This is a genomic window from Streptomyces sp. DSM 116793 (genome assembly GCF_057320905.1).
Map to the genome: position 1 here is coordinate 4,953,416 of NZ_CM170494.1, position 26,647 is coordinate 4,980,062.

Consider the following 26,647-nt stretch of genomic DNA (forward strand, 5'->3'; position numbering starts at 1 on the left):
TTCTGCACCCTCACGGGTGCACCACCGAGGAGTGAGGGGCGTTCCCACAGAACCATCCCCCGCCTGAGGTAAGCAGGCGGAGCACCACCCGCGTCAGCTTGCGCCAGCGCTGGCAGACAACAGCCAGTCACCTCAGTGAGACGCCCACGTCACAGGCCGGAGTCCGTCCCGGGCCGGCCGGACGGCCCGGCCGCCAGGGCGATACCCCTTGCGGCCGGGCGACGCGAAAGCTTGTGTGACCTGACGCCTTCACATGAGCGAGGGCCTGACTGCTGCCTCGTAGAGGCCTGACCCCACTTTCAGCGGCGCCCTGCGCACCGCGGCAGCGACCGTGAGCACCGCATCGACGGACCGCCGGGGGCCGCCGGCTGCCTTCCCGCTGTGAACCCTGGGCAGATCATGGGACGGCCGGACGTGTGTGGTATGCCGGATCCGCTGGACTTTGCCCGGTCCCCACCGATGTGAACGAGAGCGGCCAGACGCCTCAGTCCGTGCGGTGCCTGTTGTCGAGGTGGCCCATGGCGTCGTGACTGATTCAGGTTGCCTGCGGCCAGGCATGCAACTGCTCGGCGATCCTTGCGGCAGTGCAAGCGGGATCTCGCAGCAGATCTCGCAGAGCGACGGCGTCCTCGCGGGTGGGCTTGACCGCTATGCCGGAGGCCTCCAGGTACATCACGCCTGTCGCGGCGGCCACGGCGAGGTTGGAACGCTCCAGCCATCGGCAGCGGCCGAGTATGTGTACCAGGGCGGCGGCGCGGGAGTACGGACCGTCGTAGACCGGGGTTTCCAGCAACTCGGCCCGGTGGCAGGCGACGGCGGCCACCGGCACCCCGTAGTCGTCGGGAGCGGGGTCCCCCGCTCCCGCGATTTCCGCGACCTGCAGGATCCAGGGGACGTCGATGTACAGATCCATTACGCGGCGTGCGCTCCCGGGCCCTGGCGGTCGGCGTCTTCGGCCTCGTCGAAGAGATCCTGGTGCTCGTCGAGGAAGCGCCGGGCGGCGTCCAGGCCGCGCTGGCGCAGCCCGCCGGCGTCGTCCAGTACGAGGGCAGCGATGTAGTCGCCGAGGGCCAGGCCGCGGTCTTTGGCGCGGGCCCTCGCCAGCTCAGCGATGGTGTCGTCGACGCGCGCACCCAACTGTGTCTTCGCCATACGCTGATGGTAACACCTGTTACCACAACCGGATGGGGGTCATACCGGCCGAGCCGTTCTCCCATACCCGGTCCTCCCGGCTTGGAAGCCGGTGGATACCAGCACCGGCCACGGGGTTCAGTACGCCCCTTCCGGCAGCGGGAATGGGGCGCAGCCACGCGATGGCAGGTAACGGCGACGGCTGCGGAAGTGCGATCGTCGTCGTGTCCAGTCACTGGTAGCGCCAGACGTGGTGGAGTCTGACGACCTCGTTGTGCCAGCAGGGGCTCGGCCCGGGGTGTGTTCTTGTCGACGCGGCGGAGCACTTCCGCCTGGTCGTCCGGGTGCAGGGGCGGCAGGGCGGAGCCGAGCTGGCGGCCGAGCCGGGACCAGGACGTGGTCACCCGCTCACGGGCGGCCTTCTTCAGAGCCCCGCGCACCGCGGCAGCGACCGCGGGCACCGCGTCGGCGGACAGCCGGGGCGGGACCGCCGGCTTCACCTCCGGACGCGGGCTGTGCTGTCCCGCTGTGCCGGCCCGGCTCGGCGGTCCGGCGGGGCGCTCGGCCCGCCGCCGCGGCGGGCGGTCCTGGCGCCGGCGCTCGCCCCCTGTGCTCGGGGCCCGGTGCGGTGTCATGGCGGCAGCACGCTGGATCCAGCGCTCGACGTCCCGGCGCTCTCCTGCGGTGACGAGGGAGCCTGCGCTCGCCGCGCTCGACTTCAGAGCCTTCACCATCCGCTGGACCTGGTGGTCGGGGAGGCCTTTGGCCAGCAGACGCGTCGGCACGAGGAGTACTTCATCCTGGTGGCCCCTGCAGTAAGGGTCTGGCCATGCGACGTACGCCTCCTGCTTGCACCGGATGCGCGGTGGTGGACGACAGCCGAACTGCGGGACGGCGGCACGCATGTGGAACCGGAAGTCCTGCTCGACCTCATTGACGGCTACTGGGAGGGATGGCTGCCCGACGGAGAGATCTCACTCGAGTGAGATCCACTGTGCCTATCGCGATGAAGGAGAGCAGAAAGTGACCCTGCACGCCATCGAGATCACCCTGACCCGCGCCGTTGGGACCGTCGAGCTGAAGGCGGCGCAACAGGGAAGTCGTCTGTCCCTGGCGGCCTCCGAGGACCGTACGCGCCTGGTGGTTCTCGTGTCCGCGAAGAACGAAGGCAAGGCGATGCGGAAGATCTGGTGACGGCTGTAGGACGCACTGCCCATCGACGTGCTCTGCAGCATGTTCCCCGGGCATGAGCGGTACCTCATGAGCATCCGATGACCGAGCAGACATGGGAATGGATCCGCTCTCAGGCGGCCGCCACGGCGCAGGCACCGGAGGAACACTTGTGGGAGGCCGTCGCCCAGGCTCTGGCCGGCGACCGCTCCACGCGGCGGGCGGGGCTGGCTTGTGCCCAGAGTGAACTGTTCCGTGAGTTTCCGCCCGAGGAAATCACTGCGGAAGCGGCAGGGTGGATCAGCAGAACCCGACCTTCGGGATGGTCACTGGCACCTGACCTTGGCGTACGCCGTCGACTGGGGGCCTGACCACTCAGGGCCAGGCCCTGCCAATCATCCTTCACTTGGTGACCAAGTGGCCTGCCGTGAGCACGTGCTGGATCCGGCGTAGGGCGCCCAGTTCGGTCATGGGGTCGCCGTCGACGACGATGAGGTCGGCGCGCATTCCGGCAGCCAGGTGGCCCGTGTCGGACAGTCCGAGTGCGTGGGCGGCGTTGACGGTGGCCATGTCGAGGATCTCGGCATGCTCGAAGCCGAGCGAGGCGAAGAACTCGAGCATTCCGACGTAGTCGCCGAACCGCGCCCCTGGCACGCCGGCGTCCGTGCCGGCGATGAAACGGACACCGGCCTCGCGCATCTCCTGAGTGAGCTCGACCATCGCCTTGGCGCGTTCGGCTCCCATCTGCTCGAGGAACAGCTGCCAGTCCCCGGACACACATCGGCAGACGGAGATGTCATTGTCGACAATCCGCCGAGTGATCGCCGGGTCGTAGACGATGCCCTCAGCGGTGCGCCAGGAACAGTGTTCGATGGTTCGAACGCCGGCGTCCACGCAATGGGCGATTGTCTCGGTGCCGTGCGCGTGAGCTGCTACTCCCAGGTCATGGCGGGCCGCCTCCTTGACGATCAGGCGTAGCTGGGGGGGTGAACTGTGCCTCCCACATACGGGGACCGTTCGGGGTGAGGGCGCCGCCCGAAGCCATTACCTTGATCACGTCGGCACCGGCTGCCGCGTTGCGGGCGATCTGTGCGCGGATATCGTCGTCCGTGGTGACTTCACCGCCGAGAAAGCCGCAATGACCACCGTGCGAGGTCAGCGGCGTGGTCGCCGCGATGATGCGCGGGCCGACCATGTCCCCTGAGTCGATGGAGGAACGCAACGCCACGGTGAGCCCGTCACGGTCGCCGAGATCCCGTAAAGTCGTCACTCCAGCGCACAGCAGCTGCCGGGCGCGCTGCGCCATGGCGGTGGAGAGCTCGCCCGGATCGGCGTTCGACACCGTGCTGATCAGGTCCAGGTCCGCATCGAAGGTCAGGTGGACATGGCAGTCGATCATTCCGGGCATCACCGTCGCTCCGGGACACCGCAGCCGAGGCACGTGCGCATCCACCGACGCGTCCAGCTCGGCGGCCGGACCGACAGCGGCGATGACGCCGGATTCGACGAGCACGGCGCCGTCGACGGTCACCTGTTGTGCGGGTCCGGCGATGACACGGTCCGCGGTGATCAGTATTTTGGTCACGTTTGCCTCTCGAGGGCGTGGGATATGGCGATTAGCGCACGGGCGTCAGCGCCCAGGTCGTTGCCGGCCGGGGACGCGATGCGAGCGGCCAACAACTCGGTGTGCGGGGACTCGGTGGTCGGCTTCAGCGCCAGTGCCTCGGTGATGTGCCGGGCGAGTTGGTCTGCCGGGCCACGGGCGAGGTCGGTGTCGGGCGCGACCCGTGTCAGGTAGGGGCTCAGGCGGGCTAGACGAGTAAGTCCGAAGGGGCCGGGTGCATGAAGCGAGGGTCTCGTTGGTCCGTTTGTGACGACAGACCTCGAAACCCTCGCGACTGCACTGTACGTGAAGATCGATGACTCTCTGGTCGGAACGCGGCGATGGGGCCGCCCGCCGAACCTGACCGACGCCGAGCTGCTGACGCTGGCGGTGATGCAGGCCCTGCTCGGATTCGTCTCCGAAGCCCGCTGGCTGCGTTTCGCCCGCGCCCACCTGGCCGCCGAGTTCCCCTGCCTGCCCGGGCAGTCCGGCTACAACAAGCGCCTGCGGGCCGCGAACACACTGATCAGCCGATTCATCCGCACCCTCGCCCGCGACACCGACCTGTGGCACGACGACGTGTGGATCGTGGACTCCACACCCGTCGAGTGCGCCCGCTCACGGCCCACCGTCAAACGCTCCGACCTGGCCGGCTGGGCCGGTTACGGCTACTGCCCCTCCCACTCCCGGTTCTTCTGGGGCCTGCGCCTGCACCTGATGTGCACACCCGGCGGGCTGCCGATCGCCTGGGCCCTGGCCAACCCGAAAACCGACGAACGCGAGGTACTGGCCGACATGCTCACCGGTGACCAGGACCTGCTGGCCACCCACCCGGGGCAGACGATCATCGGCGACAGAGGCTACGTGTCCAAGCACCTCGACGCCTTCATGGCCGAGCACGGCCTGGTCCTGCTGCGGCCGACCTACCGCAACCTCACCCCCCGGCTGGGAGAACACCTGCTCAAGCCCGTCCGCCAGCTCATCGAGTCGGTCAACGACACCCTCAAAGGCCAACTCGACCTCGAACGTCACGGAGCCAGGACCCCGGCCGGGGTCCTGGCCCGCGTCGGACAACGGATCCTCGCCATGACGGCCGCCCTCTGGCACAACCGCACCACCGGCGCACCCGTCACCCGATCACTGACCGCCTACGACCACTGACCAAGCCTTCGGACTTACTCGTCTAGCGCCGCTCGCCCACCGCCGCCATGGCTGTGAGTGCCGTGTCCACGGCGGCGACGAGGCGTCGCGGATCGGGGTCCGCCTTCACGAGCACCTGGAGCCCTTCCAGCAACATCGTCAGCATGGCGGCGCAGGCCGGCAGGTCCAGGGCCTCGGAGATCTCCCCGTGCCGGGCTGCCGCCCGCAGGCCCTGAAGGAACCCGTCCTCGACGACGGACAGGACGTCGCTCACACTGCCCGCGACTTCCGGGTCGGCCGGCAGCAGCTCTCCGGCGGCGTTGGCGATCAGGCATCCGCGGGGGGAGTCCTGTTCCGCGGCCAGTTCGATCCACCCGATCAGGACGGCACGGATCCGGGGCAGGACGGGGCCTCCCGCCAGCAGGGTGGGTGCGAGGATCCGGGCCTTGCTGTCGCGATAGTGGGCGAGAGCCTTGAGGAACAGTGCACGCTTGTCCCCGAAGGTGCGGTACAGCGAACCCGGGTGGAGGCCCAGTTCAGCGGTGAGGTCGGAGACGGACGTCGCTTCGTAGCCGCGGGTCCAGAACAGTTCCATGGCGCGGTCGACGACGTCCTGCTCGTCGAAGGTCCGAGGGCGTGGCATGACACCAGCCTAGCCCTATTTGAGTGATCGCTCACAAAACGGTAGCCTTCGTTTGGGAATGATCCTTCACTTTCCGGTCGGGGGCGTCATGTGCCGCGCCCCGGGCTCCCCGGGCAGTATGCGCAAGAGCTGAGGGCGATGATGATCGAAGGCTTCACGAGCGCTTTCGCCGAGGTCAACGGCACCCGGCTGCACTACGTCGCCGGGGGGCAGGGCGATCCCCTGGTACTGCTCCCCGGCTGGCCGCGGACCTGGTACCAGTTCCACAAGGTCATGCCGGTGCTGGCGCAGCGCTACCGGGTGATCGCCGTGGACCTGCGCGGCATGGGCGAGTCCGGCAAGCCCGCCGCGGGATACGACAAGAAGACCATGGCCCGGGACGTCCACGAGCTGATCCGCGCCCTCGGCTACCGCGAGGTGAACATCGCCGGTGAGGACATCGGGTCGATGGTGGCCTACAGCTTCGCCGCGAACCATCCCGAAGCGACCCGGAAGATCGCTCTGTGGGAGGTGGGACACCCCGGGGAAGCCTTCAACGACCTGCGCATGCTTCCGCAGGAAGGCCGGCCGACGGCACCTTGGTGGTTCGCGTTCAACCAGATCGACCGGCTTCCCGGGCAGCTCCTCGAAGGCCGGTTCCGGTTCCTCGTCGACTGGCTGATCGACTACCAGGCCACGGACCCCGGAGCCTTCAGCGAGGAAGCCCGCGCCCGCTACGCCGCCGCGTACGACACCCCGGACGCGATCCGCGCGGCGAACGGCTGGTACCAGACCTTCGGCCAGGACATCGCCGATGCGAAGGACTATCCGGTGCTGACGATGCCCCTGCTCGGACTCGGCGGCATCTACTACCCGTTCGTGCCCGCACTGCTGGAAGGGAGGGCCGCGGACGCGCGCTACGTGGAGTTCGCGGGCGCGGGCCACTACCTCGCCGAGGAGCGCCCCGACGACCTCGTGCGGGAACTGACCGCTTTCTTCGCGTGATCCCGAGTCGGTGGGTCGGTGGGTCGGTGGGTCGGTGGGCCGGTGAGTGGGGGCCGGTGGGCCGGTGGGTCGGGGAGTCGGTGAGTCGGGGGGCGGTGGGTCGGGGGACGGGGATCCGCCGGCCGGGCTCGGGGGTGAGCGGTTCCCGCAGGGCGACAAGCGCAGGGGCCGGCCGCGGCGCCCGCTGGTCCGGGCGCGCCGCAGCGCGTGTGCGACCGGTGCGGTCAGTCGCGCGGCGCGTGTGCGACGGAGTCCACGGCGATGGTCAGCAGGAGCCGGACAAGACGGTTCCCTTCGCTGAACGGCGAGGCGACGCGCGGCACGCACGATGAGGGTGCGCTGTCGCGGCGGGGCGGCGGTGTTCCGGTGCTCGGTGTGCCGTTGTGCCGTTGTGCCGTTGTGCCGGGGCGACGTGATCATGCCACCACCCGCACAGCAACCAGAGCGCCCCCTACCCGCACCCAACGCCTCCGGTCTCTCCTGCCCGTGCCGAACGTCTCCGGTATCCCTCGACGGGGGTGGGGGTGGCGGCCAGACCCCCACCCCCGTCAGGGGTCAGCGCCCGGTGGAGTCCGGCAGCATCCCGCGCTGGTCCACGACCGCCCGTCGCAGAACGGCCCCGCTGCCGCTCAGCACCGTCGCCGGGCCGCCCCGCTTCTTGTCCTCGGTGACGTACGAACGCCACCCCAGGTACGTCAGGCTCCGCGCATCGAAGACCCACTCGTCGCGCGTGGCCTCGTGCCGGTCCTCACGGGTGATACCGATCCCGTGCCGCCCCGCACCGTCCACCGCGTCCGGAACCTCCCGCACCCCGGGGATCCGCGCCACCACTCCGTACAGCGCGGCGGCCGTACGCGGCGGCATGATCGTCTCGCTGATGAGCGTGCCGATCTGCTCGAAGACCGCCTGGTCCTTCGACACCCGCGGCCCCTCCGTCCGGGTCTCCCGGTACAGCAGTGCCCGCAGCTCGTCGGGGTCGGTGGGCAGCGAGGCCAGCCACTTGTACGTGGGCCGGTCGATGCCGGGCCCGACCGCGCCCGTCTCGTCCGTGCCGTCCGGGCCCGCGGTCTCGATGGGCAGGTCCTCGCCCGACATCGGCACGCCCTTGCCCGTCTCCCGGAGCCAGCCGAGGTTGGTGACGGTGGTGGGGTCCTGCGACATCCACACCTCGCGCTTGTGCGGCGGACCCAGCTTCACGGGCCCCTCGAACGTGCCCTCGTTCGACCGCACCAGGCTCCGCACGTACACGAACTGCCCGTCCTTGACCGGCGACTCGTCCTCCTTCATGGCCGCGGACGCGATCCGGTCGAGGGTGACGACGGCTTCGTGCGTGGCGCCCGCGCCGGAAGCGGAGCCGGCGCCGGGACCGGCCACGGCGGGCACGCCCTGCCCACCCCGGTCGCCCGCGGCGAGCGAGCCGACCAGTGTCCCCGCGACCGCCAGCGACGCGACCGCCAGCGACGCGACCGGCACCAGCACGGCGGGCCGCAGCAGACGCCGGCGCCGGGCCGGCACCGGGGACGCAACCGGGACCGGTGCCGGAACCGGTTCCGGTGCCGGGGCGGAGCCCCGGACCGGGCCGCCGGCCGGAGCGGTGCCCTCCGGCACGGCACCCGCACCGGCTTGCAAATCCTGATCGATACGCTGCATCAGACGTTCCTTGTGGTGGAGGTGACGCCCCGGCGGAAGATCCCACTCCGCCCTGCCGGGCAGCAGCCGGGTCAGCTCCTCCCGGACGCGTTCCTCGGACCCGTCCCGGTCCCGACGCCGAGCGTTCATGGGGTTTCCTCCCGCAGGGGCAGGGCCACGAACGTGGCCTCACTCCCCATCTCTCCGCGGCCGCGATGGGGTTCCGGCCGTTCCTCACTGAGTCTGCTCAGCCGCGCGCGGGCCCGCGCCAGCCGCGACCGCACCGTCCCGACCGGCACGCCGAGCGCCTGCGCGGTCTCCTGGTAGCTGAGCCCCGACCACACGCACAGCACCAGCACCTCCCGCTCCTGGCGCCGCAGCCGGTTCAGGCTCGCGCGCACCGCGGCGAGCCGCCGTGCGTCGTCGACGCGTCCGGCGGTCTCCTCGGCGAAGTCGGTCACCGGCCGGGGCTCGGGCCGGTGCGCGAGGAAGGCGAGCCGACGGCGCAGGCTCCGGTTGGCGTTGTGCGCCTTGTGCGTGGCGATGCCCAGCAGCCACGGGCGGACGGAGCCGCCGTCCGGCTCAAGCCGGTCCCGGGTGCGCCAGGCCGTCAGGAAGGTCTCGGACATGATCTCCTCGGCGGTCGACCAGTTGCCGGTCAGCCGCAGGCCGTGGTTGTAGACGGCCCGCGCATACCGCTCGTAGAGGTCCTCGAAAGCCGCACGGTCCCCGGCCCGCAGGCGCGCCCGCACACCGCCGTCCCCACCGGGGTCCTCCCCTTCGCCGCCGGGGCCCTCCGGTTCCAGACGGTTCTCCCGGTTCTCCCGGGCCTCCCGGTCGTCCGGGTCATCCCGCTCGTCCGGGTGGCCCCGGTCGTCCCGGTCGCCTCGGTCTTCCCGGCGTTCCAGGCCCGCTGAACGTCCTGAGCCCCCTGAGCTCCTTGAGCCCTCTGAGCCCCCTGGATCTCCTGTGGCTCCCGTGGCTCCTGTGTCTCTGTTCCTCACATCCGTTACCTGTCCGCGAGCGCCGGTGGGTTCCTGTGTCCTGTGTCACGCCCTGCGCGGGCCCCGGGCCGGCTGCCACGATGGCCTGGCGGGGACCTGTGCGGGCGACCGGCGTGAGTGCGGGAGACCCGGCGTGAGTGCGGGAATCCCGGCGGAGTGCGGGAGACCCGGCGGACCCGCGCCGGGCGGCAGGCGGCGTCGGCCCGTCCGTTCACTCCCGGTCGGTGGCGGGCCTGCGGGCCAGGAGGTAGGCCTGCTGTCCCCGCGAACCCACCTCGGCTTCGTGCGGCTCGCGGACGAGGCGGGCCTCCACCCTCAGCCCGGTCGCGGTGACGAGGTCGGCGATCCGCTCCGGCGGCGTCCAGTAGACGTCGAGGGAGAGGTCGTGGCCGTAGGCGTGGTCGAGATGCGTGAGGAGGTCGCCGGCCTTGAAGGCGAGCAGGAACGGGGCGCCCGGCGCGAGCACCCGGCGGAACTCGGCGAAGACCCCCGGCAGCAGTTCCGGCGGCGTGTGGACCGTGGAGTACCAGGCGACGACGCCGCCCAGCGCACCGTCCGCCAGGTCGAGCGCGGTCATCGAACCCACCTCGAAGCGCAGGCCCGGGTGCACCGCCCGGGCCACCGCCACCATCTCCGGAGAGAGGTCCACCCCGAAGACGTCCACACCGAGCCCGTGCAGGTGCGCCGTCACCCTGCCGGGGCCGCAGCCGACGTCCGCCACCGGGCCGGCACCGGCTTCCCTCGCCAGCTCCGCGAAGGCGCCCAGCATGGCGCGGTCCAGCGGCCTGCCGGCCAGCTCGGTGCGGAGCAACCGCTCGTAGTCGACGGCCACGGTGTCGTACGCCGTTCGGGTGGCGTCCAGGTGGCTCCGCAGCCCGGCCCGCGCATCGGTAGGGCATGTACGGGGGCGGGGGCGGGGAGGACGGGGTGGTGTCGCCTCGGTGTCGGTCATGCCGCGTGAGCGTAGCCGCGACCCCTGACAGCGCCTCCCGCCCACCGCCGCACCGCCGCGCCCGCCCGCCGCCGCACCGCCGCGCCCGCCGTGAGCGCACGGGCAACCGGTCCTTCCGGACCACCCGCCCCGAGCACCCCACGCATCCGGCTCACTCCGCGCATCCGGCTCACCCCGCACCCCCGGCTCATCCCACGCCCCCGGCTCACCCCGCGCCCCCGGCTGGCCCCGCGCCCGCGCGGCCCCTCACGTCAGCAGTGACCCGCCGTCCACCGTCAGTACCGTGCCCGTCGTGAAGCTCTGGCGCAGCAGGTACACGTAGGCCTCCGCGACGTCCTCCACCTCGCCGACCCGGCCCAGCAGGTTGGCGTCGGCGACCTGCTTGTAGAGCCGGTCGCGCTCGTCCTCCGGGAGGCGCGACCAGACGGCCGAGCGGGACACGCCGGGGCGTACCGCGTTCACGCGCACCGGGGCGAGTTCGACGGCCGCCGCCCGCACCGCTGCCTCGATCGCGCCGCAGATACTCGCCCCGAGCACCCAGCCGGGGCCGGGGCGCTGCACGGCCGTGCCGCTGGTCAGCACGGCCGAACCCGTGCCGCGCAGATACGGCCGCGCCGCGCTGAGGGCGCGCAGCGCGCCGAAGTACCGCAGCCGGAAGAAGTCCTGCGCCGTCGCCACGTCCAGCTGCTCGATGGGCATCATCCGCAGCGGCTCACCCGCCGTGTACACCAGATGGTCGAAGGCCCCGACGCGCTCGAAGAGAGCGGCGACCTGTGCGTCGTCGTTCAGGTCGGCGGTCTCGCCGGTGCTGCCCTCGGGCAGCGTCTCCAGCGCCGCCCGCACCCGCGCCTCGTTGCTGGACACCACGGTGATCCGCGCGCCCAGCTCCGCGGCCTGCGCGGCGGTGGAGAGCCCGATGCCGGACGAACCACCGAGGACGACCACCCGCTGGTCAGTAAGGGGGGTAAGGGTCATCTCCCAACCTCTCGGTCATATTTCCTGTGACGACTGCATCGTCGTCCGGCCCCCACGGCGCCGTCCAAGACCTCTTCCGCCTGCTGTCATACCCTGGAGGCACCAGGAGACGGGGAGGCGCGCCGGGCCCGCGCCGGGCGAGCCCCCGGACGAGGAGCCGGCAGTGGACATCGACCTGCGAAAGCTGCGGTACTTCGTCGCCGTGGCCGAGGAACTGCACTTCGGCCGTGCCGCGGCCCGCCTGCACATCGCCCAGCCCGTGCTGTCCCGGCAGATCGGCGCCCTGGAGAGCGAGCTGCGCACCCGCCTCTTCCGGCGCGACCGGCGCTCCACCGAGCTGACCCCGGCGGGCCGGCAGCTCCTCGACGACGCGCCGGCCCTGCTCGCGTCCGCCGAGGCGCTGCTGCGCCGGGTGCGCCGGGCCGGCGCCGACCGGCCGCGCTTCGGTGTGGGCTTCATGCCGGGCATCACCGTCACGGACGCGGTGCGGGCCCTGTCCGCGCGCCACCCCGACCTCGCCGTGGACGTCGTCCGCACCTCCTACCGCGACCAGGCGCAGATCGTGCTGGACGGGAGGGTGGACGTCTGTTTCGTGCGGATGCCCGTCGACCAGCGCGGACTCGAACTGTCCGCCCTCTTCACCGAGCCCCGGGTGGCCGTGCTGCCCGCCGCGCACCGGCTGGCCGGCAAGGCGTCCGTCGCGATCGCCGACCTGGCCCGCGAGCGGCTTCTCCAGGACCCCGACGCGGTGCCCGAGTGGCGCGACCTGCCCGCCCACCCCGACGACGCGCCGCGCCGGCCCCGGCCGCCCGTCGACACCGTCGAGGAGAAGCTGGAGTACGTGGCGGCCCACGACGGCCTGGTGGTGCTCCCGCAGTCCACCGCCTCCTTCTACACGCGCCCCGACGTCGTGCACATCCCCATCGAGGACATCGGCCCCAGCCAGGTCTGCCTCGCCTGGGCCGCGGGCCGCCGCACCGGCCTCGTCGCCGAGTTCGCCGCCCTGGCCGCGGACCGGTACGCCTGAGCACGCCCGGACACACCCGGACACACCCGGACCCAGCGCCCGGGCCACGCCCGGCACACACCCGGACCACGCCCGTCCCGGTGGCCGGCGGGCCGGCGGGCCCCGTCTCGCCGCTCAGCCCGCGTCGGGCGCCACGGCACCGTCCTCCCGGTGGCCGCCGCCCCACCGGCCACCGTTCTCTTCGTGACCGTTCTCCCCGTGACCGTCCTGCCCCTGGCCGTCCTGCCCCTGGCCGTCCTCGGCTGCGCCGTCCTCGCCTGCGCCGTCCTCGGCGGCCCCGTCGTCCCGCCGTCCGTCCGGCGTGTCGAGGAGTTCGCGGACCTCGTCCGCCGACGTCTCCACCAGTTCCTCTCCGACCAGCAGCCAGCGGGTGATGCCGATGGACGCGAGGAACGGCAGGTCGTGGCTGGCGACCAGCAGGGCGCCCTCGTAGGCGGCGAGAGCGCTGGTGAGCTGCCGGACGCTGGGGATGTCCAGGTTGTTGGTGGGCTCGTCGAGCAGCAGGAGCTGCGGGGCGGGGGCGGCCAGCATCGTCGCCGCGAGGGCGGCACGGAAGCGCTCGCCGCCGGAGAGGGTGCCGGCGGGCTGCTCGGCGCGGGCGCCCCGGAACAGGAACCGCGCGAGCTGGGAGCGGATCTCGTTGTCCGGCACGCCGGGGGCCGTCCGGGAGACGTTCGCCGCGACGCTCAGCCCGTCGTCCAGCACGTCGAGCCGCTGCGGCAGGAACCGCAGCGGCACATACGTCCTGGCCCGCCCGGACAGCGGGGCCAGTTCGCCGGTGAGGGTGCGCAGCAGGGTGGTCTTGCCGGCGCCGTTCCTGCCGACCAGCGCGATCCGCTCGGGCCCGTGCACATGGAGGCTGCCCTCCTTCAGCCGGCCGTGCGGCGGGCGCAGCTCGTCGAGGGTGAGGACGGTGCGTCCCCTCGGCACGGCGGTGCCCGGCAGGCTCACCCGGATCTCCGCGTCGTCCCGGATCGCGTCCGCGGCCTCCTCGCGGCGCTCCCGCGCCTCGCTGAGCCGCTCCTGTGCCAGGCCCCGCATCCGGCCCGCGGACTCCTGCGACGCGCGCTTGCGCTCGCCCGCCACGATCCGCGACGCGCGCCGCTGGCCGTCCATCTTCTTGTTGTGCCGCTGCCTGCGGGCCAGCTTCGTCTGCGTCTCCTCCAGCTCGCGCTGCTGGCGGCGGACGTCGGCCTCTGCGGCCTTCAGCATCCGCCCGGCCGCCTCCTGCTGGACGGCCAGCGCCTCCTCGTAGGCGGAGTAGCCGCCCCCGTACCAGCTCACCGCGCCCGAACGCAGCTCGGCGATGCGGTCCACGCGCTCCAGCAGCTCCCGGTCGTGGCTGACCACCACGAGGACGCCGGACCGCCAGGAGTCCACCGCGTCGTAGAGGCGGCGGCGCGCGAACAGGTCCAGGTTGTTGGTCGGCTCGTCGAGCAGCAGCACGTCGGGGCGCTCCAGCAGCAGCGCCGCCAGCCGCAGCAGGACGGTCTCGCCGCCGGACATCTCGCCGACCGTCCGGTCGAGCCCGATGCCGTCGAGCCCGAGCGCGCCGAGCGTCGCGAGGGCCCGCTCCTCGACGTCCCAGTCGTCGCCGACGGTCTCGAAGTGCTCCTCTTGGACGTCGCCGGACTCGATGGCGCGCAGCGCGGCGCGCCGCTCGGCGATGCCCAGGGCTTCGTCGACGTGGACGGTGGTGTCCAGGGTGATGTTCTGCGGCAGGTAGGCGAGGCTGCCGGGCACGGTGACCGAGCCCCGGGAGGGGCGCAGCCGGCCGGCGAGCAGGCGCAGCAGGGTGGTCTTGCCGGCGCCGTTGGCCCCGACGAGGCCGGTGCGGCCACGCGGGACGGTGAGGGACAGGTCGTCCAGGACGGGGGTGCCGTCCGGCCACCGGAAGGAGAGGCCGGCACAGGTCAGGGAGGTGCTGGGGGTGGGATTCACCATGGGTTTCTGATCTCGCAGTCGCGCGCGGTGGGCTTCGGGCTGAGTCGCCGGTGCTCGGTGATCAGAGCTCGGGGCTCAGTGCTCGGAGTTCGGAGCTCGGAGCCGCTCTGTGCTAGGAGCTCTCTGCTCGGTGCTCTCTGCTCGGTGCTTGACGGGGAAAGGGCGAGCACCGCGCGGCGCGCGGAACGGGGACCAGAGACGTCTCGACGGTCTTCCGGCGGGCCGGGGATCAGCGGGGATCGGGGGCCGGCGGCCGGGGGACGGCTCGTGCACCGAGGTCGCGTTCCGCGCGGGTCACGGGCGCCGGGCGGGCCGGCTGCGGCGTGCCGTGCGTACGGCCGGGGCCGTACCGCGCGATGGTCGCGGACCTCAGACGAGCAATGTCCACCTCTATCGGAGACAACAGAGACGGCTCGACGGTAACGCGGCCGGGGCGGGCCGCGCAAAGCGTTTCCGGCCGGGCTGCGCGAAGACCGGGCCGCGCCGCCCGTCCCCTGAGCGCCGGACCCGAACGTACACTCGAATATGGGCACACCACGGTAGGCGTACGCACCCGTGGCAAGGGAGAACGGGAGATGACCACCGTCCAAGCCGATCTGGTCCTGTCGGACTCGGTGTTCCACGCCCAGGTCAACGCGCCGGTGGAGAAGGTCGACCTCGCGACGTGGCTCTTCGGCCTGCCCGACGCGGAGTACCAGCGGTGCGCGCCCCCGGACCACATCGCCGCGGGGGCCTCCGCCGGGGACGAGGGGCGGCACGTGTCGATCAACGTCGAGATGATCGGGACGTGCCTGCTGGTCCACCACTATGTCGGCGAGATCGCCGGGCCGCGCCGCTGCCGCATGGTGTCGCGGTCGGACGTCTTCCTCCCGCAGGGGCACGCGAAGGTGCGGGTCGTCTGGGATCTGAGTGTCGCGCCGATGGGCGCGGACCGGTGCGAGTACACCAACTCGGTGAGCGCGCGGCCCACGGACGAGTTCCTCGCCTTTCTCCGGGACCACGGCATTCCGTTCGAGCGGGTGGCGCGGGAGTTGCAGGCGGCGTTCAGCGATCACAACAGCAGGGAGACGCCGCGGTTCGCGGCGAGTATGGAGCGGGCGGCGCTGTCCGGGGGGTGATCGCGCGGTCCCCCGCGCCCCTTGTCGGGCTTCGTCCTGGTCCTTCGAGGTCTCGTTGCCGGCTGTCGGTCGGTGGGGTGTCTGCGCAGTTCCCCGCGCCCCTTCTTCGGGTTCGCTTGGCCTCTTGCGGGTTCATTGCCGGCTGTCGGTCGGTGGAGGCTGGTGGCGTGGTTCCTCGCGCATTCGGCGCGGGGGGAGTGGCTGAGGGGGTGTTTGTGGCCGACGTGGTTGGTGTGACGTTTCTCCTACGGTGCGGGCGGGGTGGCGTAGAGACTCTTGGCCGATGTGCCGGATGGCTAGACTCGCGCAGCATGTGTGAGCCCGTTGCGATGGAAAATCGGCAAAAAGCATGCCTTGAGCAGCCAGGAAGCGGCGATTCCGGTCGGCGTGGCGGTGCGTGGTGGTGCGGTGCCGGAGCAGTCGGCACGGGCAGACCGGCAACGCCGGCGCCCTGTCGTGGCGCCGTGCGAAGAGGCGGCCGTGCGCCGGGACACGGGACACTCACCCGCACCCGGTCCCGCACCCGCACCCGGTCCCGTTCCGCCGTGCGGAGCCACCCGGCGCCGGCCGGGACCCCTGCCGGATCGCCCCCGGGAGTACGGGGACGCTCCCCGGAAGCACGGGAACGCATCCGGGGAGCACGGGGACGCGCCCGCTGATGGCGGGCCGGCACGCACAAGCACGCGATCCCCGAGGGCACTGGCTGCTGCTGATCCTGGTCCTTCCCGTGATGTTCGCCGCCCTCCTCTTCGAGGGCTGGACCCAGCACGAGGTCGCCGGGTCCACGACCCGTCCCGACTGCACCACGCCCGTGCCGAAGGCCGTGGCGCACGGCGGCCCGGCGCTGCGCATCGGCGCCCGCGGCGTGACGTCGTACTCCATGCCCGCCCGTACCGCCGCCCTCACCTTCGACGGAGGGCCCGACCCGGTGTGGACCCCGCGCCTGCTCGACCTGCTGCGCGCGCACCACGCGCACGCCACCTTCTTCCTCTCCGGCGCCCAGGCGGCCCGGCACCCCGGCCTGGTACGGCGGATCGCCGCCGAGGGCCACGAGATCGGGTCGAACACCTACACAGGGGCCGACCTCGGCACCGCGTCGGCCGCCAGGACCCGGCTGGAGCTGTCGCTCACCCAGAAGGCACTGGCGGGCGCCGCGGGACTGCACACCACGCTGCTGCGGATGCCGGGCACCACCGCGGTGGACACGCTGTGCGGGGCAGAGTGGGGAGCCGCGCACCGGGCCGCCGGGGACGGCTACCTGCTGGTCGCCGCCGACCAGTGGTACCGGAAGCCCGCACAGGGGGTGATCCGCCAGTACAGCCAGACCCCCGCCGCGTACCGGCAGGCGAAGGAGCTGCTCGACGACCGGAACGTCGACTCCTTCACCACCGTGACCTCCGGCCTCGGCCTGCGCCCCGGCGACTCGGCCGCGGCGCGCCCCGCGCGGGTCGAGGGCACCGCGCTGATCTGGACCCAGCGGGTGGGCCACGCGTTCACCGAGGGCATGACCTGGATCCTGGGGGTCGCGGGCGGGCTCGGGGTGCTGCGGCTGGTGCTGCTCGCGCTCTTCGCGCGGCTGCACGTGCGGCGGCTGGAGCGGTTCCGCCCCGGCGCGCCCTGGCTGCGGGAGGTCACCGACCCGGTGACGATCCTGGTCCCGGCCTACAACGAGGAGGCCGGCATCGAGTCCACCGTCCGCTCGCTGCTCGCCTCCACCCACCCCCACCTCCAGGTCATCGTGGTCGACGACGGCTCGACGGACCGTACGGCGGACCTCGTCACCTGGATCGACGACCCGCGGCTGACGGTCGTCAGGCAGCCCAACGCGGGCAAGGCGGCCGCCCTCAACACCGGCCTGGGCATGGCCCTGTACGACATCGTCATCATGGTCGACGCCGACACCGTCTTCGAGCCGGACACCGTGCACCGGCTCATCCAGCCGCTGGCGCACCCGGCCATCGGCGCGGTCAGCGGCAACACCAAGGTCGGCAACCGGCGCGGCCTGCTGGGCCGCTGGCAGCACCTGGAGTACGTCTTCGGGTTCAACCTGGACCGCCGGATGTTCGAGGTCCTCGAATGCATGCCCACGGTGCCGGGCGCCGTGGGCGCGTTCCGCCGGGACGCGCTGATGGGGGTCGGCGGGGTGAGCGGGGACACCCTCGCCGAGGACACCGACCTCACCATGGCGCTGTGGCGGGCCGGCTGGCGGGTGGTCTACGAGGAGACCGCGGTCGCCTGGACGGAGGTCCCGATGTCGCTGCGCCAACTGTGGCGGCAGCGCTACCGCTGGTGCTACGGCACGCTCCAGTCCATGTGGAAACACCGCCGCGCGGTGCTCGAACTGGGCCCCGCCGGGCGCTTCGGCCGCCGCGGGCTGAGCTACCTCACGCTCTTCCAGGTCGTGCTGCCGCTGCTGGCGCCGGTCGTCGACCTCTTCGCCCTGTACGGCGCGCTCTTCCTCGACCCGGTGCAGTCGGCCGGGGTGTGGTTCGGCTTCCTCGCCATCCAGCTCGTCTGCGCCGGGTACGCCCTCAGGCTGGACGGGGAACGGGTGCGGGCGCTGTGGGCGATGCCCTTCCAGCTCTTCGTCTACCGGCAGTTGATGTACCTGGTGATCATCCAGTCGCTGGTCGCGGCGGTGCTCGGCGCCCGGCTGACGTGGCACCGCACGAAGCGGTCCGGGACGGCGGGGGAGCGGCTCGGCGGGGTGAGGGGCGCGGGGGAGGTGAACGGGGCGCGGGCGCGGGAGCTGTCGTCCCGGTGACCCGCCCCGGCGTCCCCCGCCCCCGGCCCTCGCCCTGGTTCCGGCCCGGCTCGGGCCCCGGCTCCGGCCCGGCTCCGGCCCGGCTCCGGACCGGCTCGGGCCGAGCCCCGGCTCCGGGCCTGGGCCCGGCCTCGTCCTCAGTCCGTGACGTCACGAGATATTCGCGAGAGGGAACGGTGAATATGCAGGATGTGCCGATGAGTGACCGGCACGGAGGGTGGCCCGGCGGAGGCCGGGACGACGGTGCGACGGGCGCGCCGCGCGCCGTCGTGCCCGTCGCGGCTGCGCACCCGCATCCCATGGGGCGGCTCCCCGCGGGCGGGCCCTACGCGGTCCGGCTCCCGGTGGGCGGTCCCCCCGCGGAGGGCCCCTATGCGGGGCCGGTCCCGGGCGGCTTCCCCGGTGGTGTCCCCGGTGGCCACGGCCCCCGGGGCAGGCCGCCCAGGGCCCGGGCCAGCCGGCGCCGCAGGGCCGCCCGGGTCCTCGTCCTGCTGCTCGCGCTGCTGGTCATGGCCTCCATAGGCTCGTACGTCTGGGCCGACACCCAGCTCAACCGCACGGTGGACCTGGGCAAGGTCCCCGACCGGCCGCCGCGCGGTGCCGGCACCAACTACCTCATCGTGGGCTCCGACAGCCGCCAGGGCCTCTCCGCGGCGGCCAAGCGGAACCTGCACACGGGCTCCGCCGGCGGCGGCCGCACCGACTCGATGATCCTGCTGCACACCGGCGCCCACGGCACCACGATGGTCAGCCTGCCGCGCGACTCATGGCTGACCATCCCCTCCCACATCCGTCCCGAGACCGGGGAGCACTTCCCGGCCGCGAAGAACAAGCTGAACGCGTCGTACGCGCTGGGCGGCCCCGACCTGCTGGTGCGGACCGTCGAGTACAACACCGGCCTGCACATCGACCACTACGCGGAGGTGGGCTTCTCGGGTTTCGTGGACGTCGTGAACGCCGTCGGCGGTGTCCGCATGTGCGTGGACCGGGACGTCAGGGACCGGAACTCGGGCCTGGCGCTGACGAAGGGCTGCCACGTCCTGGACGGTCCGAAGGCGCTCGCGTTCGTCCGCCAGCGCCACCAGGAGGCCCGGGGCGACCTGGGACGCACGATGAACCAGCAGAAGTTCCTTTCGGCGCTCGCCCACAAGGCCGCCACGCCCGGTGTCGCGCTCGACCCGCTCAAGGCGTACCCGACGGTGAGCGCCGGGCTGCGCACCCTCGTCGTGGACAGGGACATGACTCCGTGGACTCTCGCGTCGCTGTTCCGCGCGATGCGGGACGCCGCGGCCGGCGCCGGCCACCGGATGGACGTCCCGGTGGCCGACCTCGGCCTCAGTACCCCGAAGGGCAGCGCCGTCCAGTGGGACGCGCCCCGCGCGAAGCGGCTCTTCACGAACCTGCGCGAGGACCGGCCGGTGGACGTCCGGTAGGGCGGCGGCGGGCGGCGCGGTGGTGGACGTCCGGTAGGGCGGGGCGGGCGGGCGCGGGTGGGCGTCCGGCCGGTACGGCGGTGGGCGCCGGGTGTGGCGGTATGCGGGGGGTGCGGCGGTGGACTGCCCCGCGGGACGGCGGCGGGCCGGTCGGCTGGTCGGGCGGCCGGTCGGTTGGTCGGTTGGTCGGCCGGTCGGGGGGTCGGGCGCGGGCCGTACGGCCGCCGGGAGTGACGGTTCGGGGCCGGCGTGCGCTGTCCGCTGTGGATGCTCCACTCGAACAGTCCGTCGACACCGACCTCGTCAGGAGTCCACCGTGCGGATCAGACACTTGCGCGCCACCCTCGCAGGAACGGCCGCGGTCGCCTCGGCCGCGGCCGCCCTGATGCTGGCGTCGTCCTTCCCGGCCGCCGCCATCAACTCGTACAACGCCACTCCGGCCCCCGAGCGCACCGAGGTCGGCGCGCTCATCGCCACCTGGGACGACGACGGCGATCCCGGCACCCCCGACCAGGTTGACTGGGTCTGCTCCGGCACGATGGTCGACGCGGACACCTTCCTCACCGCGGCGCACTGCACCAGCGACTGGCCGGCGAACGTGACGTTCTACGTCTCGCTCGACCAGGACGTGCAGGGCGCGCTGGACGCGGCCGCGGCCGACCACCCGGGCGATCCCGCGGCCGTCGCGGCCCAGGTGGGCGTCCAGGGCCGGGCGCACACGAACCCCGCGTACCCGGGGCCCAGCTCGGACCCGCACGACATGGCCGTGATCGAACTCCCGGCGAGCGCGGTGAAGAGCCGCTGGTCCTTCACTCCCGCCACCCTCCCGACCGCGGGCAGCCTCGACGCGCTCGGCCCGCAGGGCCTGAACGGCACCGACTTCACCGTCGCCGGGTACGGCACACAGGAGGCGGCCCGCGGCTCCGGCGGCCAGACCCACCCGGGCGGCGGCGTCCGGATGAAGGCCCCGGTGACCTTCGACGCCCTGAACGACGCCTGGGTCCGGCTGGCCATGACCGCACCGCAGGGCAACGGCGGCGCCTGCTACGGCGATTCCGGCGGCCCCGACTTCGCCGAGATCGACGGCGTGCGGACACTGGTGGCGACCACCATCACCGGCGACACCCCGTGCTACGCCACGAACGTCGCCTACCGCCTGGACACACCCGAAGCCCGAGCCTTCCTCTCCCCGTTCGTCACCCTGCCGTAGCCACCCGCCACACCCGGACCGCCGGAGCCGTCCGGCGGCCCGGGTGTCCGGCGGCCCGGGGGTGTCCGGTGGCCCGGAGCCCCGCTTCGAAGCGCTCGGCCACAGCCGGAGGCCGCGTCCCCCGGAGAACCCCCGTAGCTGGCCAAGTTGCGTCTACGGAGATGTCCTCCCCACTGCCGACGCGGAACTCACGGCGCCCACACACGAGTTGCTCATGGTCCTGGGCGTTCACGACTCGGCCCCGTTCCCCGATCGCTGTCAGCGGCGTGGTGTGCAGGGCGGGACGCGAGCGCAGAAAGTCGCCGGCTCGGGGCGAGGAAGTCGTCGACGTCTTCGGTGAGGTGCCAGTCATTCGGGCGCATGCTGCGTGCTTCCCCATGCTGCCCGTGCGTCCGCTGCGGCTATGCGGATGTGCCGGGAAGAGAGGCATCTGGTCTCCGGGCTCAGCCGCTCGGCGCGTGGCGTAGCGCACTCTTGCAAGCGGGTGCTTGCAAGAGTTAGCAAAGTGGGTCAGTATCAGGGCATGGCATCGCTCAACGTGGGCAATCTCGGCGAGTACCTCCGCGAGCAGCGGCGGCACGCGCAGTTGTCGCTGCGTCAGCTCGCCGAGGCCGCAGGGGTGTCGAACCCGTATCTCAGCCAGATCGAGCGCGGGCTGCGCAAGCCGAGCGCCGAGGTGCTCCAGCAGGTCGCCAAGGCGCTGCGGATCTCCGCGGAGACGCTGTACGTGCGCGCCGGGATCCTCGACGAGCGCCGCCGCGACGAGCTGGAGACGCGTGCCGTCATCCTCTCCGACCCGTCGCTGAACGAACGGCAGAAGCAGGTGCTGCTGCAGATCTACGACTCGTTCCGCAGGGAGAACGCCGCCCCGGGCCCCGGCACCGGCGTCGGAACCGCCCCCGGCGAGGCGGCCGGCGGCGCGGTCGGCGCGGACGCCGTGGATGCCGCGGCAGGCTCCGGGGCACCTGGAGACGGAGGCACGGGCGATGCCCCGCCGAAGCACGACGATCACTGACCCCAGGGGGCGGCCCTCGCGGGCCGCCCCGACCGAGACCACCGGGAGGACCACCCTCATGGCCATCACCGACGACCTGCGCAAGACCTTCTCCGACCCGACCCCGCTCTACTTCGCCGCCGGCACCGCGGACCTGGCCCTGCAGCAGGCCAAGAAGGTTCCGGGCCTGGTCGAGCAGCTCCGTACCGAGGCGCCCGCGCGCTTCGAGGCCGTGCGCCGCACCGACCCCCGTGAGCTCCAGGACCGCGCCGCCGCACGCGCCAGGGATGTGCAGGGCACCGTCCAGACCGCGGTGACGGGGCTCATCGGCCAGCTCGACACCGACCTGAAGAAGCTCGGCGAGTCCGCCCAGGGCCTGGCGCTGCGCGGCGTCGGCGTGGCCGTCGAGTACGCCGTCAAGGCGCGGGAGACGTACGAGAAGGTCGCCGAGCACGGCGAGCAGGCGGTGAGGACGTGGCGCGGCGAGACCGCCACGGAGCCGGCCCCCGCCGTCGAGCCCGCGGGCGACACCGACAAGCCGGGCCCCGTCGCCGTCAAGGACGAGCCCGCCGGGCGCGGCACCAGCGCCACCGCTCCCAAGACGTCCCCGGCGGCTTCCGCGACCGCAAGGAAGACCCCCGCGAAGAAGACGACGGCCCGCAGGAACGGCACGAAGAAGACCACTCCGCCGGCGAAGTGACCGGTCCGGTGAGGTGACCGGCGCGGCGCGGCGACCGGTCCGGCCGAGCGGGTGGCGCGGGTGCCGACGGCGGCACCGGCGCGTGCGGGCTCGGGCACGACCGGCGTGCCCCGTACGTTCTCCGGGTACGGTGGCCGCACAAGGACGAGTCGACACGGGTGGTGGACGTAGTGCTGATGCAGGGGTTCGCAGGAGTCATGTGGCTGCTGAACGTCGCCCTGATCGTCTTCAGCGGCTTCGCGCTGTTCGACGCCGCGTTCCGGCGCGAGGACGCCTACCGCGCGGTCGACAAGCAGACCAAGCCGTTCTGGCTGATCATCCTCGGGCTGGCCTTCGTGGTGAGCCTGATCTTCCCGATCCTGTCGTTCCTGCCCATCATCGGCCTGATCGCCACGATCGTGTACATGGTGGACGTCCGCCCGGCGATCCGCGCGATCACCGGCGGCGGGCCGCGCCGCGGCGGCTCCAGCAGCGACGGGCCCTACGGGCCGTTCAACGGCCGCTGAGGCCGTTCGCCGGCAGCCGGGTAGCCGGGTAGCCGGGCAGTCGGGTAGCCGACGGCCGTCAGCCGCCGGGGGCGGGTCACCTGTGCTGTGGTCCTCGTCCGGCCGCGCACGTGCGGTCGGTCCGTGTCCGCCCGTGGGGACCGTGTCCGTACCGTGCCGTGCCCACCTCGCGGGGACACGCTGATCCGCCGGCTGACCTGCCGGGACGTTTCAGGGCGCCCGGTCCAGGAGCAGGATCGCCACGTCGTCCGTGAGCTCGCCGCGGTTGAGGTCGCGGGCCTCGTTCACCGCGGCCGCCAGCAACTCGTCACCCGTGAGGCCCCGGGCCAGCTGGCGGCGGACCATCTCCACCATGCCGTCCTGCCCGAGCCGCTGGGTGCCGTCGCCGACCCGGCCCTCTATCAGGCCGTCCGTGTACAGCATCAGGCTCCACGCCGGGCCCAGCTCCACCTCTGCGCGCTCCCAGCCGGCCTGCGGCAGGATGCCGAGCGCCGGGCCGGTGCTGTCGTGCGGCAGCAGCCCGGCCGGGACGTCCTGCGGGACGAGCAGCGGCGCGGGGTGGCCGGCCAGGCAGAAGCCGGCGCTCAGGCCGTCCGGGGCGATGTCCACCGTGCAGAGTGTGGCGAAGATCTCCTCGTCGGCGCGTTCGTGCTCCAGGACCTGCTGCAGCGTGCGCAGCAGCTCGTCGCCGGTCAGGCCCGCCAGGGTCAGGGCGCGCCAGGCGATCCGCAGTTCCACGCCGAGCGCCGCCTCGTCCGGGCCGTGGCCGCAGACGTCGCCGATCATGGCGTGCACCGTGCCGTCCGGGGTCCGCACCGTGTCGTAGAAGTCACCGCCCAGCAGCGCCCGGGAGCGGCCGGGGCGGTAGTGCGCCGCGAAGCGCAGCATCGAACCCTCGAGCAGCGGGGTGGGCAGCAGCCCGCGCTCCAGACGGGCGTTCTCCTGCGCGCGCAGCCTGGACTCGGTGAGCTGGCGCTGGGCCGCGTCGGCGCGCTTGCGCTCCACGGCGTAGCGGATGGCGCGGCTGAGCAGGCGGGCGTCGAGCTCGTCGCGCAGCAGGTAGTCCTGGGCGCCGACCCGTACGGCCGCCGCGCCGCCCTCCACGTTCTCCGATGCGGTGAGCGCCAGGACGGCGTGGCGGGGCGCGAGGCGCAGGACCTGCTTGAGGGTGGCCAGTTCATCCGGTTCGTCGGGATGGTCCGCGAGGCTTCCCGAGGCGAGGCTTCCCGAGGCGGGGGAGCCGAGGTCCGTGGCGCGGGTGGGGCCTGTGGGTGAGACTCCTGTGCCGGAGGCGGCCGTGCGGGGCGCGTGTGCGTGGGCCGTGTGAGTCGCGTTCGCGCGGGTCGTGCGGGCGGTGGCCGCTGCCGGGGCGGGCTCCCGGGGCAGGTCCGAGGCGGACAGTGCCAGGTCCAGCAGGATGCAGTGCACGTCGTCGGTGAGCAGCCGCTCGGCCTCGGTGAGGTTGCGGGCGGTGCGGACGCGGATGGGGTTGCCCGCGGCGTCGAAGAGTTCGGGGAGGGTCAGGGGGCGGGTGGGGTCGTCCTCGATCACCAGCAGGGTGAGGGGGGCGCCGGCGGGGGCCGCAGGGATGTCGCAGCGGGCGGCTGAGCCGTGCGGGGCGGTGCGGTCGGCGGATTCGGGTGCGGTGGGGGTGCCGCTGCTTGTGCCGGTACCGGATGCTTCGGGGGTGTCGGGGGTGGCCGTGCCGGTGGAGCCGGGTGTGCAGGGGCCACCGGCGTGCGCGGTGTTCTGTGCGTGCACGTCGGTACGGGTATGGGCGGTGTCGTCCGGCGCGGAGGCCGACGGGGTGTGAGCCTGACCACTCTCCGCGGCCGGGACTTTTCTCTGCCGCGGTACGGGTACGGGCATTGGCTTGGTTCCTTCCCTCCCCCCGAGGGCATGGTGGGACGTCGAGCGACGACCCACCGACGGGGACCATAGCGGGTGCCGCCACCGCAAGGGAATGCCGGTGGGGAAACGACCCCCGTCATATGCCGCAACCGGTAACGCACTTGGGCAGGTCACAGTCGTACACATGATGACGAATCTCACCCCTCGGGGGTTGCTGCCGACCCGCAGACCGGCCGGAGGCCACGTGAGGTGGCTCACTTGTGTGTGTGGGGAGCTGTGGCGCGGTGAGGCGTTCGTACCTCGATGGACGCGCATGCCCATGGCCCGCACGCATCGGACGCATGTCCAGCTGTGCCGGTCGGTGAAGGGGACTGCTGTGTAGTCCCGGTGACCACCCCTCGAACGACGCCCGAGGCCTGCCGGCCGATCGCCGCGTCGGCCAGGTCAGGCGTGAGGGGAGAGCGAGGACCAGGGGAGCGTCAGCTCGCCGTGGCGCCAGCGGGGCGGGCCGTCCACGACCGGCCACCGGTCCGTCAGCGCGCGGACCGCCGCGACCCACCGTTGCCGTACCCCGTACGCGCCATAAGGCGCCGCGGCCGCCCACGCGCGATCGAAGTCCCGTAGAAACGCGTACACGGGTTCACCGGGAACGTTCCGGTGGATAAGCGCCTTCGGGAGCCGTTCCGCGAGGTCGGAAGGGGCGCCGAGGGAGGCCAGCCGGGCCGCGAACGTCACCGTGCGCGGCCCCTCCGGCCCCAGCGCCACCCACACGTGCCGGCGCCCGATCTCGTCGCAGGTTCCCTCCACCAGCAGCCCGCCCCGCGACCCGCGTGCCGGGTCCGCCGGCGCGAGCCGCGCACACAACCGCTCCCACGCGCCGGCCACCTCCGCCTCGTCGTACTGGCGCAGCACGTTGGCGGCCCGGATCAGCGTCAGCCCCGGGGAGGAGGCCTCCGTACCGGGAGCGCGTTCGAACTCGGTGACCGGGATCTCGAAGCCGCCGCGGCGGAAGAGGAGGCCCTCGCGGGCGTACGGCTGGGCGGCGGCGACCCTGGCCGGGTCGATCTCGACGCCCACGACGCGGGTGGCGGGGGCCACTCTGCGCAGTCGCCCGAGCAGTTCGACGGCGGTCCAGGGGGCGGCGCCGAAGCCGAGGTCCACGGCGAGGGGGGTGGGGGTGCGGCGTAGTTCGGCGCCGTGGGTGGCGGCTATCCAGCGGTCCATTCGGCGGAGGCGATTCGGGTGCGTGGTTCCGCGCGTCACCACGCCTACGGGGCGGGGGGAGGGGGCGCGACCAACCACGCCCCCGAGCGTAAGTCCCCGAACAGGTTGTTCGCTCCCCCGGGGTCGGAGGCGACTCTTTCCCCGACCCGGTGGCTCCTCCCCCTTCCCCGTCCGCCCCAGAGGGGGAAGGCCAGCACCGTCCGGGTGCCGTACGTCATTGGCTGGTGCTGGCGGGAGGGGGCGCAGTGGTGGCTCGTGGCTGGAAGCTGCGGGCCCACCGGGCCGCAGCCGCCGACGAGAGGTGAGGGGACGTGGGGGGATGTCCGCCCGCAGTGTCCGGCGCCACGACCAGAGAACCCGAACCCCTACGGAGGGCGCCGGACCGAGGACGGATATCCCCCCGCGGCCCCGCCCCCAACGAAACCGAAGGCGCACGAGCCACGACGAGAGCAGCCCTCGCCAGATCACCCCGCCCACAGCGCACCCAAGGCGCACCCGCCCACAGCACACCCAAGCCGCACCCGCCCACAGCACACCCAAGCCGCACCCCACAGCGCGAAAGCCGTGCCCCGCACCCCAGCCCCGTGAGACCCAGAACACCCCGCCGCAAAGGGGACTCACCGGAGTCGTAGGTAATCATTGCGT

Annotated in this window: 25 protein-coding genes; 13 read left to right on the plus strand and 12 right to left on the minus strand. The window is 72.7% G+C overall.

Annotation, left to right across the window (positions count from 1 at the left end):
• Positions 1–535: 535 nt before the first annotated feature.
• Positions 536–913 (minus strand): fic family toxin-antitoxin system, toxin component, encoded by a 378-nt coding sequence (locus ACSMXW_RS19220; RefSeq protein WP_485797945.1) that lies wholly within the window; start codon positions 911–913, stop codon positions 536–538.
• Positions 913–1,152 carry a hypothetical protein gene (locus tag ACSMXW_RS19225; RefSeq protein ID WP_485797946.1) on the minus strand — a complete coding sequence of 80 codons (240 nt, stop codon included), beginning with the start codon at positions 1,150–1,152 and terminating at the stop codon, positions 913–915. The genes ACSMXW_RS19220 and ACSMXW_RS19225 overlap by 1 nt, the downstream gene beginning before the upstream one ends.
• Before the next feature lie 725 nt (positions 1,153–1,877).
• Between ACSMXW_RS19225 and ACSMXW_RS19230 the strand changes: the two genes are divergently transcribed.
• The 3 genes from ACSMXW_RS19230 (at position 1,878) to ACSMXW_RS19240 (ending at position 2,672) form a co-directional block, all read left to right on the plus strand.
• The gene (locus ACSMXW_RS19230) at positions 1,878–2,117 is read left to right on the plus strand and encodes an NUDIX hydrolase (protein ID WP_485797947.1); all 240 of its coding nucleotides are present in this window, start codon (positions 1,878–1,880) and stop codon (positions 2,115–2,117) included.
• A 37-nt stretch (positions 2,118–2,154) separates the two neighbouring features.
• Positions 2,155–2,325 carry a hypothetical protein gene (locus ACSMXW_RS19235; RefSeq protein WP_485797948.1) on the plus strand — a complete coding sequence of 57 codons (171 nt, stop codon included), beginning with the start codon at positions 2,155–2,157 and terminating at the stop codon, positions 2,323–2,325.
• Between the two features lie 77 nt (positions 2,326–2,402).
• The gene (locus ACSMXW_RS19240) at positions 2,403–2,672 is read left to right on the plus strand and encodes a hypothetical protein (RefSeq protein ID WP_485797949.1); all 270 of its coding nucleotides are present in this window, start codon (positions 2,403–2,405) and stop codon (positions 2,670–2,672) included.
• A gap of 31 nt (positions 2,673–2,703) precedes the next feature.
• On the opposite strand, the gene ACSMXW_RS19245 is transcribed toward ACSMXW_RS19240, so the two are convergent.
• Positions 2,704–3,273, minus strand: a complete 570-nt coding sequence (locus tag ACSMXW_RS19245) for an amidohydrolase family protein (protein ID WP_485808152.1) — start codon at positions 3,271–3,273, stop codon at positions 2,704–2,706.
• Complete coding sequence (locus ACSMXW_RS19250) at positions 3,245–3,886, minus strand: amidohydrolase family protein (protein WP_485797950.1); 642 nt, start codon at positions 3,884–3,886, stop codon at positions 3,245–3,247. The genes ACSMXW_RS19245 and ACSMXW_RS19250 overlap by 29 nt, the downstream gene beginning before the upstream one ends.
• 285 nt (positions 3,887–4,171) lie before the next feature.
• Between ACSMXW_RS19250 and ACSMXW_RS19255 the strand changes: the two genes are divergently transcribed.
• Positions 4,172–5,065, plus strand: a complete 894-nt coding sequence (locus tag ACSMXW_RS19255; protein ID WP_485797951.1) for an IS982 family transposase — start codon at positions 4,172–4,174, stop codon at positions 5,063–5,065.
• A gap of 22 nt (positions 5,066–5,087) precedes the next feature.
• Here the strand turns inward: ACSMXW_RS19255 and ACSMXW_RS19260 are convergent, their stop codons facing one another.
• Positions 5,088–5,687, minus strand: a complete 600-nt coding sequence (locus tag ACSMXW_RS19260) for a TetR/AcrR family transcriptional regulator (RefSeq protein ID WP_485797952.1) — start codon at positions 5,685–5,687, stop codon at positions 5,088–5,090.
• A 138-nt stretch (positions 5,688–5,825) separates the two neighbouring features.
• Here ACSMXW_RS19260 and ACSMXW_RS19265 point away from each other — a divergent pair, with 138 nt between their 5' ends.
• A complete protein-coding gene (locus ACSMXW_RS19265) occupies positions 5,826–6,671 on the plus strand; it encodes an alpha/beta fold hydrolase (protein WP_485797953.1) in 846 nt (281 codons plus the stop codon).
• Positions 6,672–7,226: 555 nt separating this feature from the next.
• On the opposite strand, the gene ACSMXW_RS19270 is transcribed toward ACSMXW_RS19265, so the two are convergent.
• The 4 genes from ACSMXW_RS19270 to ACSMXW_RS19285 form a co-directional block, all read right to left on the minus strand.
• The gene (locus tag ACSMXW_RS19270) at positions 7,227–8,450 is read right to left on the minus strand and encodes a CU044_5270 family protein (RefSeq protein ID WP_485797954.1); all 1,224 of its coding nucleotides are present in this window, start codon (positions 8,448–8,450) and stop codon (positions 7,227–7,229) included.
• Positions 8,447–9,052: an RNA polymerase sigma factor gene (locus ACSMXW_RS19275; RefSeq protein ID WP_485797955.1), complete on the minus strand. Its 606-nt coding sequence runs from the start codon at positions 9,050–9,052 to the stop codon at positions 8,447–8,449. Before ACSMXW_RS19275 ends, ACSMXW_RS19270 begins: the two co-directional genes overlap by 4 nt.
• A 463-nt stretch (positions 9,053–9,515) precedes the next feature.
• The gene (locus tag ACSMXW_RS19280) at positions 9,516–10,256 is read right to left on the minus strand and encodes a class I SAM-dependent methyltransferase (protein WP_485797956.1); all 741 of its coding nucleotides are present in this window, start codon (positions 10,254–10,256) and stop codon (positions 9,516–9,518) included.
• Between the two features lie 246 nt (positions 10,257–10,502).
• Positions 10,503–11,231: an SDR family oxidoreductase gene (locus tag ACSMXW_RS19285; protein WP_485797957.1), complete on the minus strand. Its 729-nt coding sequence runs from the start codon at positions 11,229–11,231 to the stop codon at positions 10,503–10,505.
• Between the two features lie 163 nt (positions 11,232–11,394).
• On the opposite strand from ACSMXW_RS19285, the gene ACSMXW_RS19290 reads away from it, so the two are divergent.
• Complete coding sequence (locus ACSMXW_RS19290) at positions 11,395–12,258, plus strand: LysR family transcriptional regulator (RefSeq protein WP_485797958.1); 864 nt, start codon at positions 11,395–11,397, stop codon at positions 12,256–12,258.
• Between the two features lie 114 nt (positions 12,259–12,372).
• On the opposite strand, the gene ACSMXW_RS19295 is transcribed toward ACSMXW_RS19290, so the two are convergent.
• A complete protein-coding gene (locus tag ACSMXW_RS19295; RefSeq protein WP_485797959.1) occupies positions 12,373–14,202 on the minus strand; it encodes an ABC-F family ATP-binding cassette domain-containing protein in 1,830 nt (609 codons plus the stop codon).
• Positions 14,203–14,777: 575 nt separating this feature from the next.
• On the opposite strand from ACSMXW_RS19295, the gene ACSMXW_RS19300 reads away from it, so the two are divergent.
• From ACSMXW_RS19300 to ACSMXW_RS19330, 7 genes are all read left to right on the plus strand, one after another.
• A complete protein-coding gene (locus tag ACSMXW_RS19300) occupies positions 14,778–15,320 on the plus strand; it encodes a hypothetical protein (protein WP_485797960.1) in 543 nt (180 codons plus the stop codon).
• Between the two features lie 658 nt (positions 15,321–15,978).
• Positions 15,979–18,084, plus strand: a complete 2,106-nt coding sequence (locus ACSMXW_RS19305) for a bifunctional polysaccharide deacetylase/glycosyltransferase family 2 protein (RefSeq protein WP_485797961.1) — start codon at positions 15,979–15,981, stop codon at positions 18,082–18,084.
• Positions 18,085–18,281: 197 nt separating this feature from the next.
• Positions 18,282–19,517 (plus strand): LCP family protein, encoded by a 1,236-nt coding sequence (locus ACSMXW_RS19310; protein ID WP_485797962.1) that lies wholly within the window; start codon positions 18,282–18,284, stop codon positions 19,515–19,517.
• Between the two features lie 316 nt (positions 19,518–19,833).
• Positions 19,834–20,727 (plus strand): trypsin-like serine protease, encoded by an 894-nt coding sequence (locus ACSMXW_RS19315; RefSeq protein WP_485797963.1) that lies wholly within the window; start codon positions 19,834–19,836, stop codon positions 20,725–20,727.
• 523 nt (positions 20,728–21,250) lie between these two features.
• Positions 21,251–21,742 carry a helix-turn-helix domain-containing protein gene (locus tag ACSMXW_RS19320; protein ID WP_485797964.1) on the plus strand — a complete coding sequence of 164 codons (492 nt, stop codon included), beginning with the start codon at positions 21,251–21,253 and terminating at the stop codon, positions 21,740–21,742.
• A gap of 58 nt (positions 21,743–21,800) precedes the next feature.
• Complete coding sequence (locus tag ACSMXW_RS19325) at positions 21,801–22,421, plus strand: hypothetical protein (protein ID WP_485797965.1); 621 nt, start codon at positions 21,801–21,803, stop codon at positions 22,419–22,421.
• A 176-nt stretch (positions 22,422–22,597) separates the two neighbouring features.
• Positions 22,598–22,927 carry a DUF2516 family protein gene (locus ACSMXW_RS19330; protein WP_485808153.1) on the plus strand — a complete coding sequence of 110 codons (330 nt, stop codon included), beginning with the start codon at positions 22,598–22,600 and terminating at the stop codon, positions 22,925–22,927.
• A gap of 210 nt (positions 22,928–23,137) precedes the next feature.
• Here the strand turns inward: ACSMXW_RS19330 and ACSMXW_RS19335 are convergent, their stop codons facing one another.
• The gene (locus tag ACSMXW_RS19335; RefSeq protein ID WP_485797966.1) at positions 23,138–24,796 is read right to left on the minus strand and encodes a PP2C family protein-serine/threonine phosphatase; all 1,659 of its coding nucleotides are present in this window, start codon (positions 24,794–24,796) and stop codon (positions 23,138–23,140) included.
• A 426-nt stretch (positions 24,797–25,222) separates the two neighbouring features.
• Positions 25,223–26,002 carry a class I SAM-dependent methyltransferase gene (locus tag ACSMXW_RS19340; protein ID WP_485797967.1) on the minus strand — a complete coding sequence of 260 codons (780 nt, stop codon included), beginning with the start codon at positions 26,000–26,002 and terminating at the stop codon, positions 25,223–25,225.
• Between the last annotated feature and the right edge of the window lie 645 nt (positions 26,003–26,647).

Excerpts from the sequence above, each read along its gene's own strand:
- ACSMXW_RS19260 (WP_485797952.1), bottom strand. The coding sequence starts at position 5,687 with ATGCCACGCCCTCGGACCTTCGACGAGCAGGACGTCGTCGACCGCGCC.
- ACSMXW_RS19300 (WP_485797960.1), top strand. The coding sequence starts at position 14,778 with ATGACCACCGTCCAAGCCGATCTGGTCCTGTCGGACTCGGTGTTCCAC.
- ACSMXW_RS19330 (WP_485808153.1), top strand. The coding sequence starts at position 22,598 with ATGCAGGGGTTCGCAGGAGTCATGTGGCTGCTGAACGTCGCCCTGATC.
- ACSMXW_RS19225 (WP_485797946.1), bottom strand. The coding sequence starts at position 1,152 with ATGGCGAAGACACAGTTGGGTGCGCGCGTCGACGACACCATCGCTGAG.
- ACSMXW_RS19220 (WP_485797945.1), bottom strand. The coding sequence starts at position 913 with ATGGATCTGTACATCGACGTCCCCTGGATCCTGCAGGTCGCGGAAATC.
- ACSMXW_RS19295 (WP_485797959.1), bottom strand. The coding sequence starts at position 14,202 with ATGGTGAATCCCACCCCCAGCACCTCCCTGACCTGTGCCGGCCTCTCC.
- ACSMXW_RS19325 (WP_485797965.1), top strand. The coding sequence starts at position 21,801 with ATGGCCATCACCGACGACCTGCGCAAGACCTTCTCCGACCCGACCCCG.
- ACSMXW_RS19320 (WP_485797964.1), top strand. The coding sequence starts at position 21,251 with ATGGCATCGCTCAACGTGGGCAATCTCGGCGAGTACCTCCGCGAGCAG.
- ACSMXW_RS19270 (WP_485797954.1), bottom strand. The coding sequence starts at position 8,450 with ATGAACGCTCGGCGTCGGGACCGGGACGGGTCCGAGGAACGCGTCCGG.
- ACSMXW_RS19310 (WP_485797962.1), top strand. The coding sequence starts at position 18,282 with ATGAGTGACCGGCACGGAGGGTGGCCCGGCGGAGGCCGGGACGACGGT.
- ACSMXW_RS19335 (WP_485797966.1), bottom strand. The coding sequence starts at position 24,796 with ATGCCCGTACCCGTACCGCGGCAGAGAAAAGTCCCGGCCGCGGAGAGT.
- ACSMXW_RS19285 (WP_485797957.1), bottom strand. The coding sequence starts at position 11,231 with ATGACCCTTACCCCCCTTACTGACCAGCGGGTGGTCGTCCTCGGTGGT.
- ACSMXW_RS19305 (WP_485797961.1), top strand. The coding sequence starts at position 15,979 with ATGGCGGGCCGGCACGCACAAGCACGCGATCCCCGAGGGCACTGGCTG.
- ACSMXW_RS19265 (WP_485797953.1), top strand. The coding sequence starts at position 5,826 with ATGATGATCGAAGGCTTCACGAGCGCTTTCGCCGAGGTCAACGGCACC.
- ACSMXW_RS19340 (WP_485797967.1), bottom strand. The coding sequence starts at position 26,002 with ATGGACCGCTGGATAGCCGCCACCCACGGCGCCGAACTACGCCGCACC.
- ACSMXW_RS19240 (WP_485797949.1), top strand. The coding sequence starts at position 2,403 with ATGACCGAGCAGACATGGGAATGGATCCGCTCTCAGGCGGCCGCCACG.
- ACSMXW_RS19280 (WP_485797956.1), bottom strand. The coding sequence starts at position 10,256 with ATGACCGACACCGAGGCGACACCACCCCGTCCTCCCCGCCCCCGCCCC.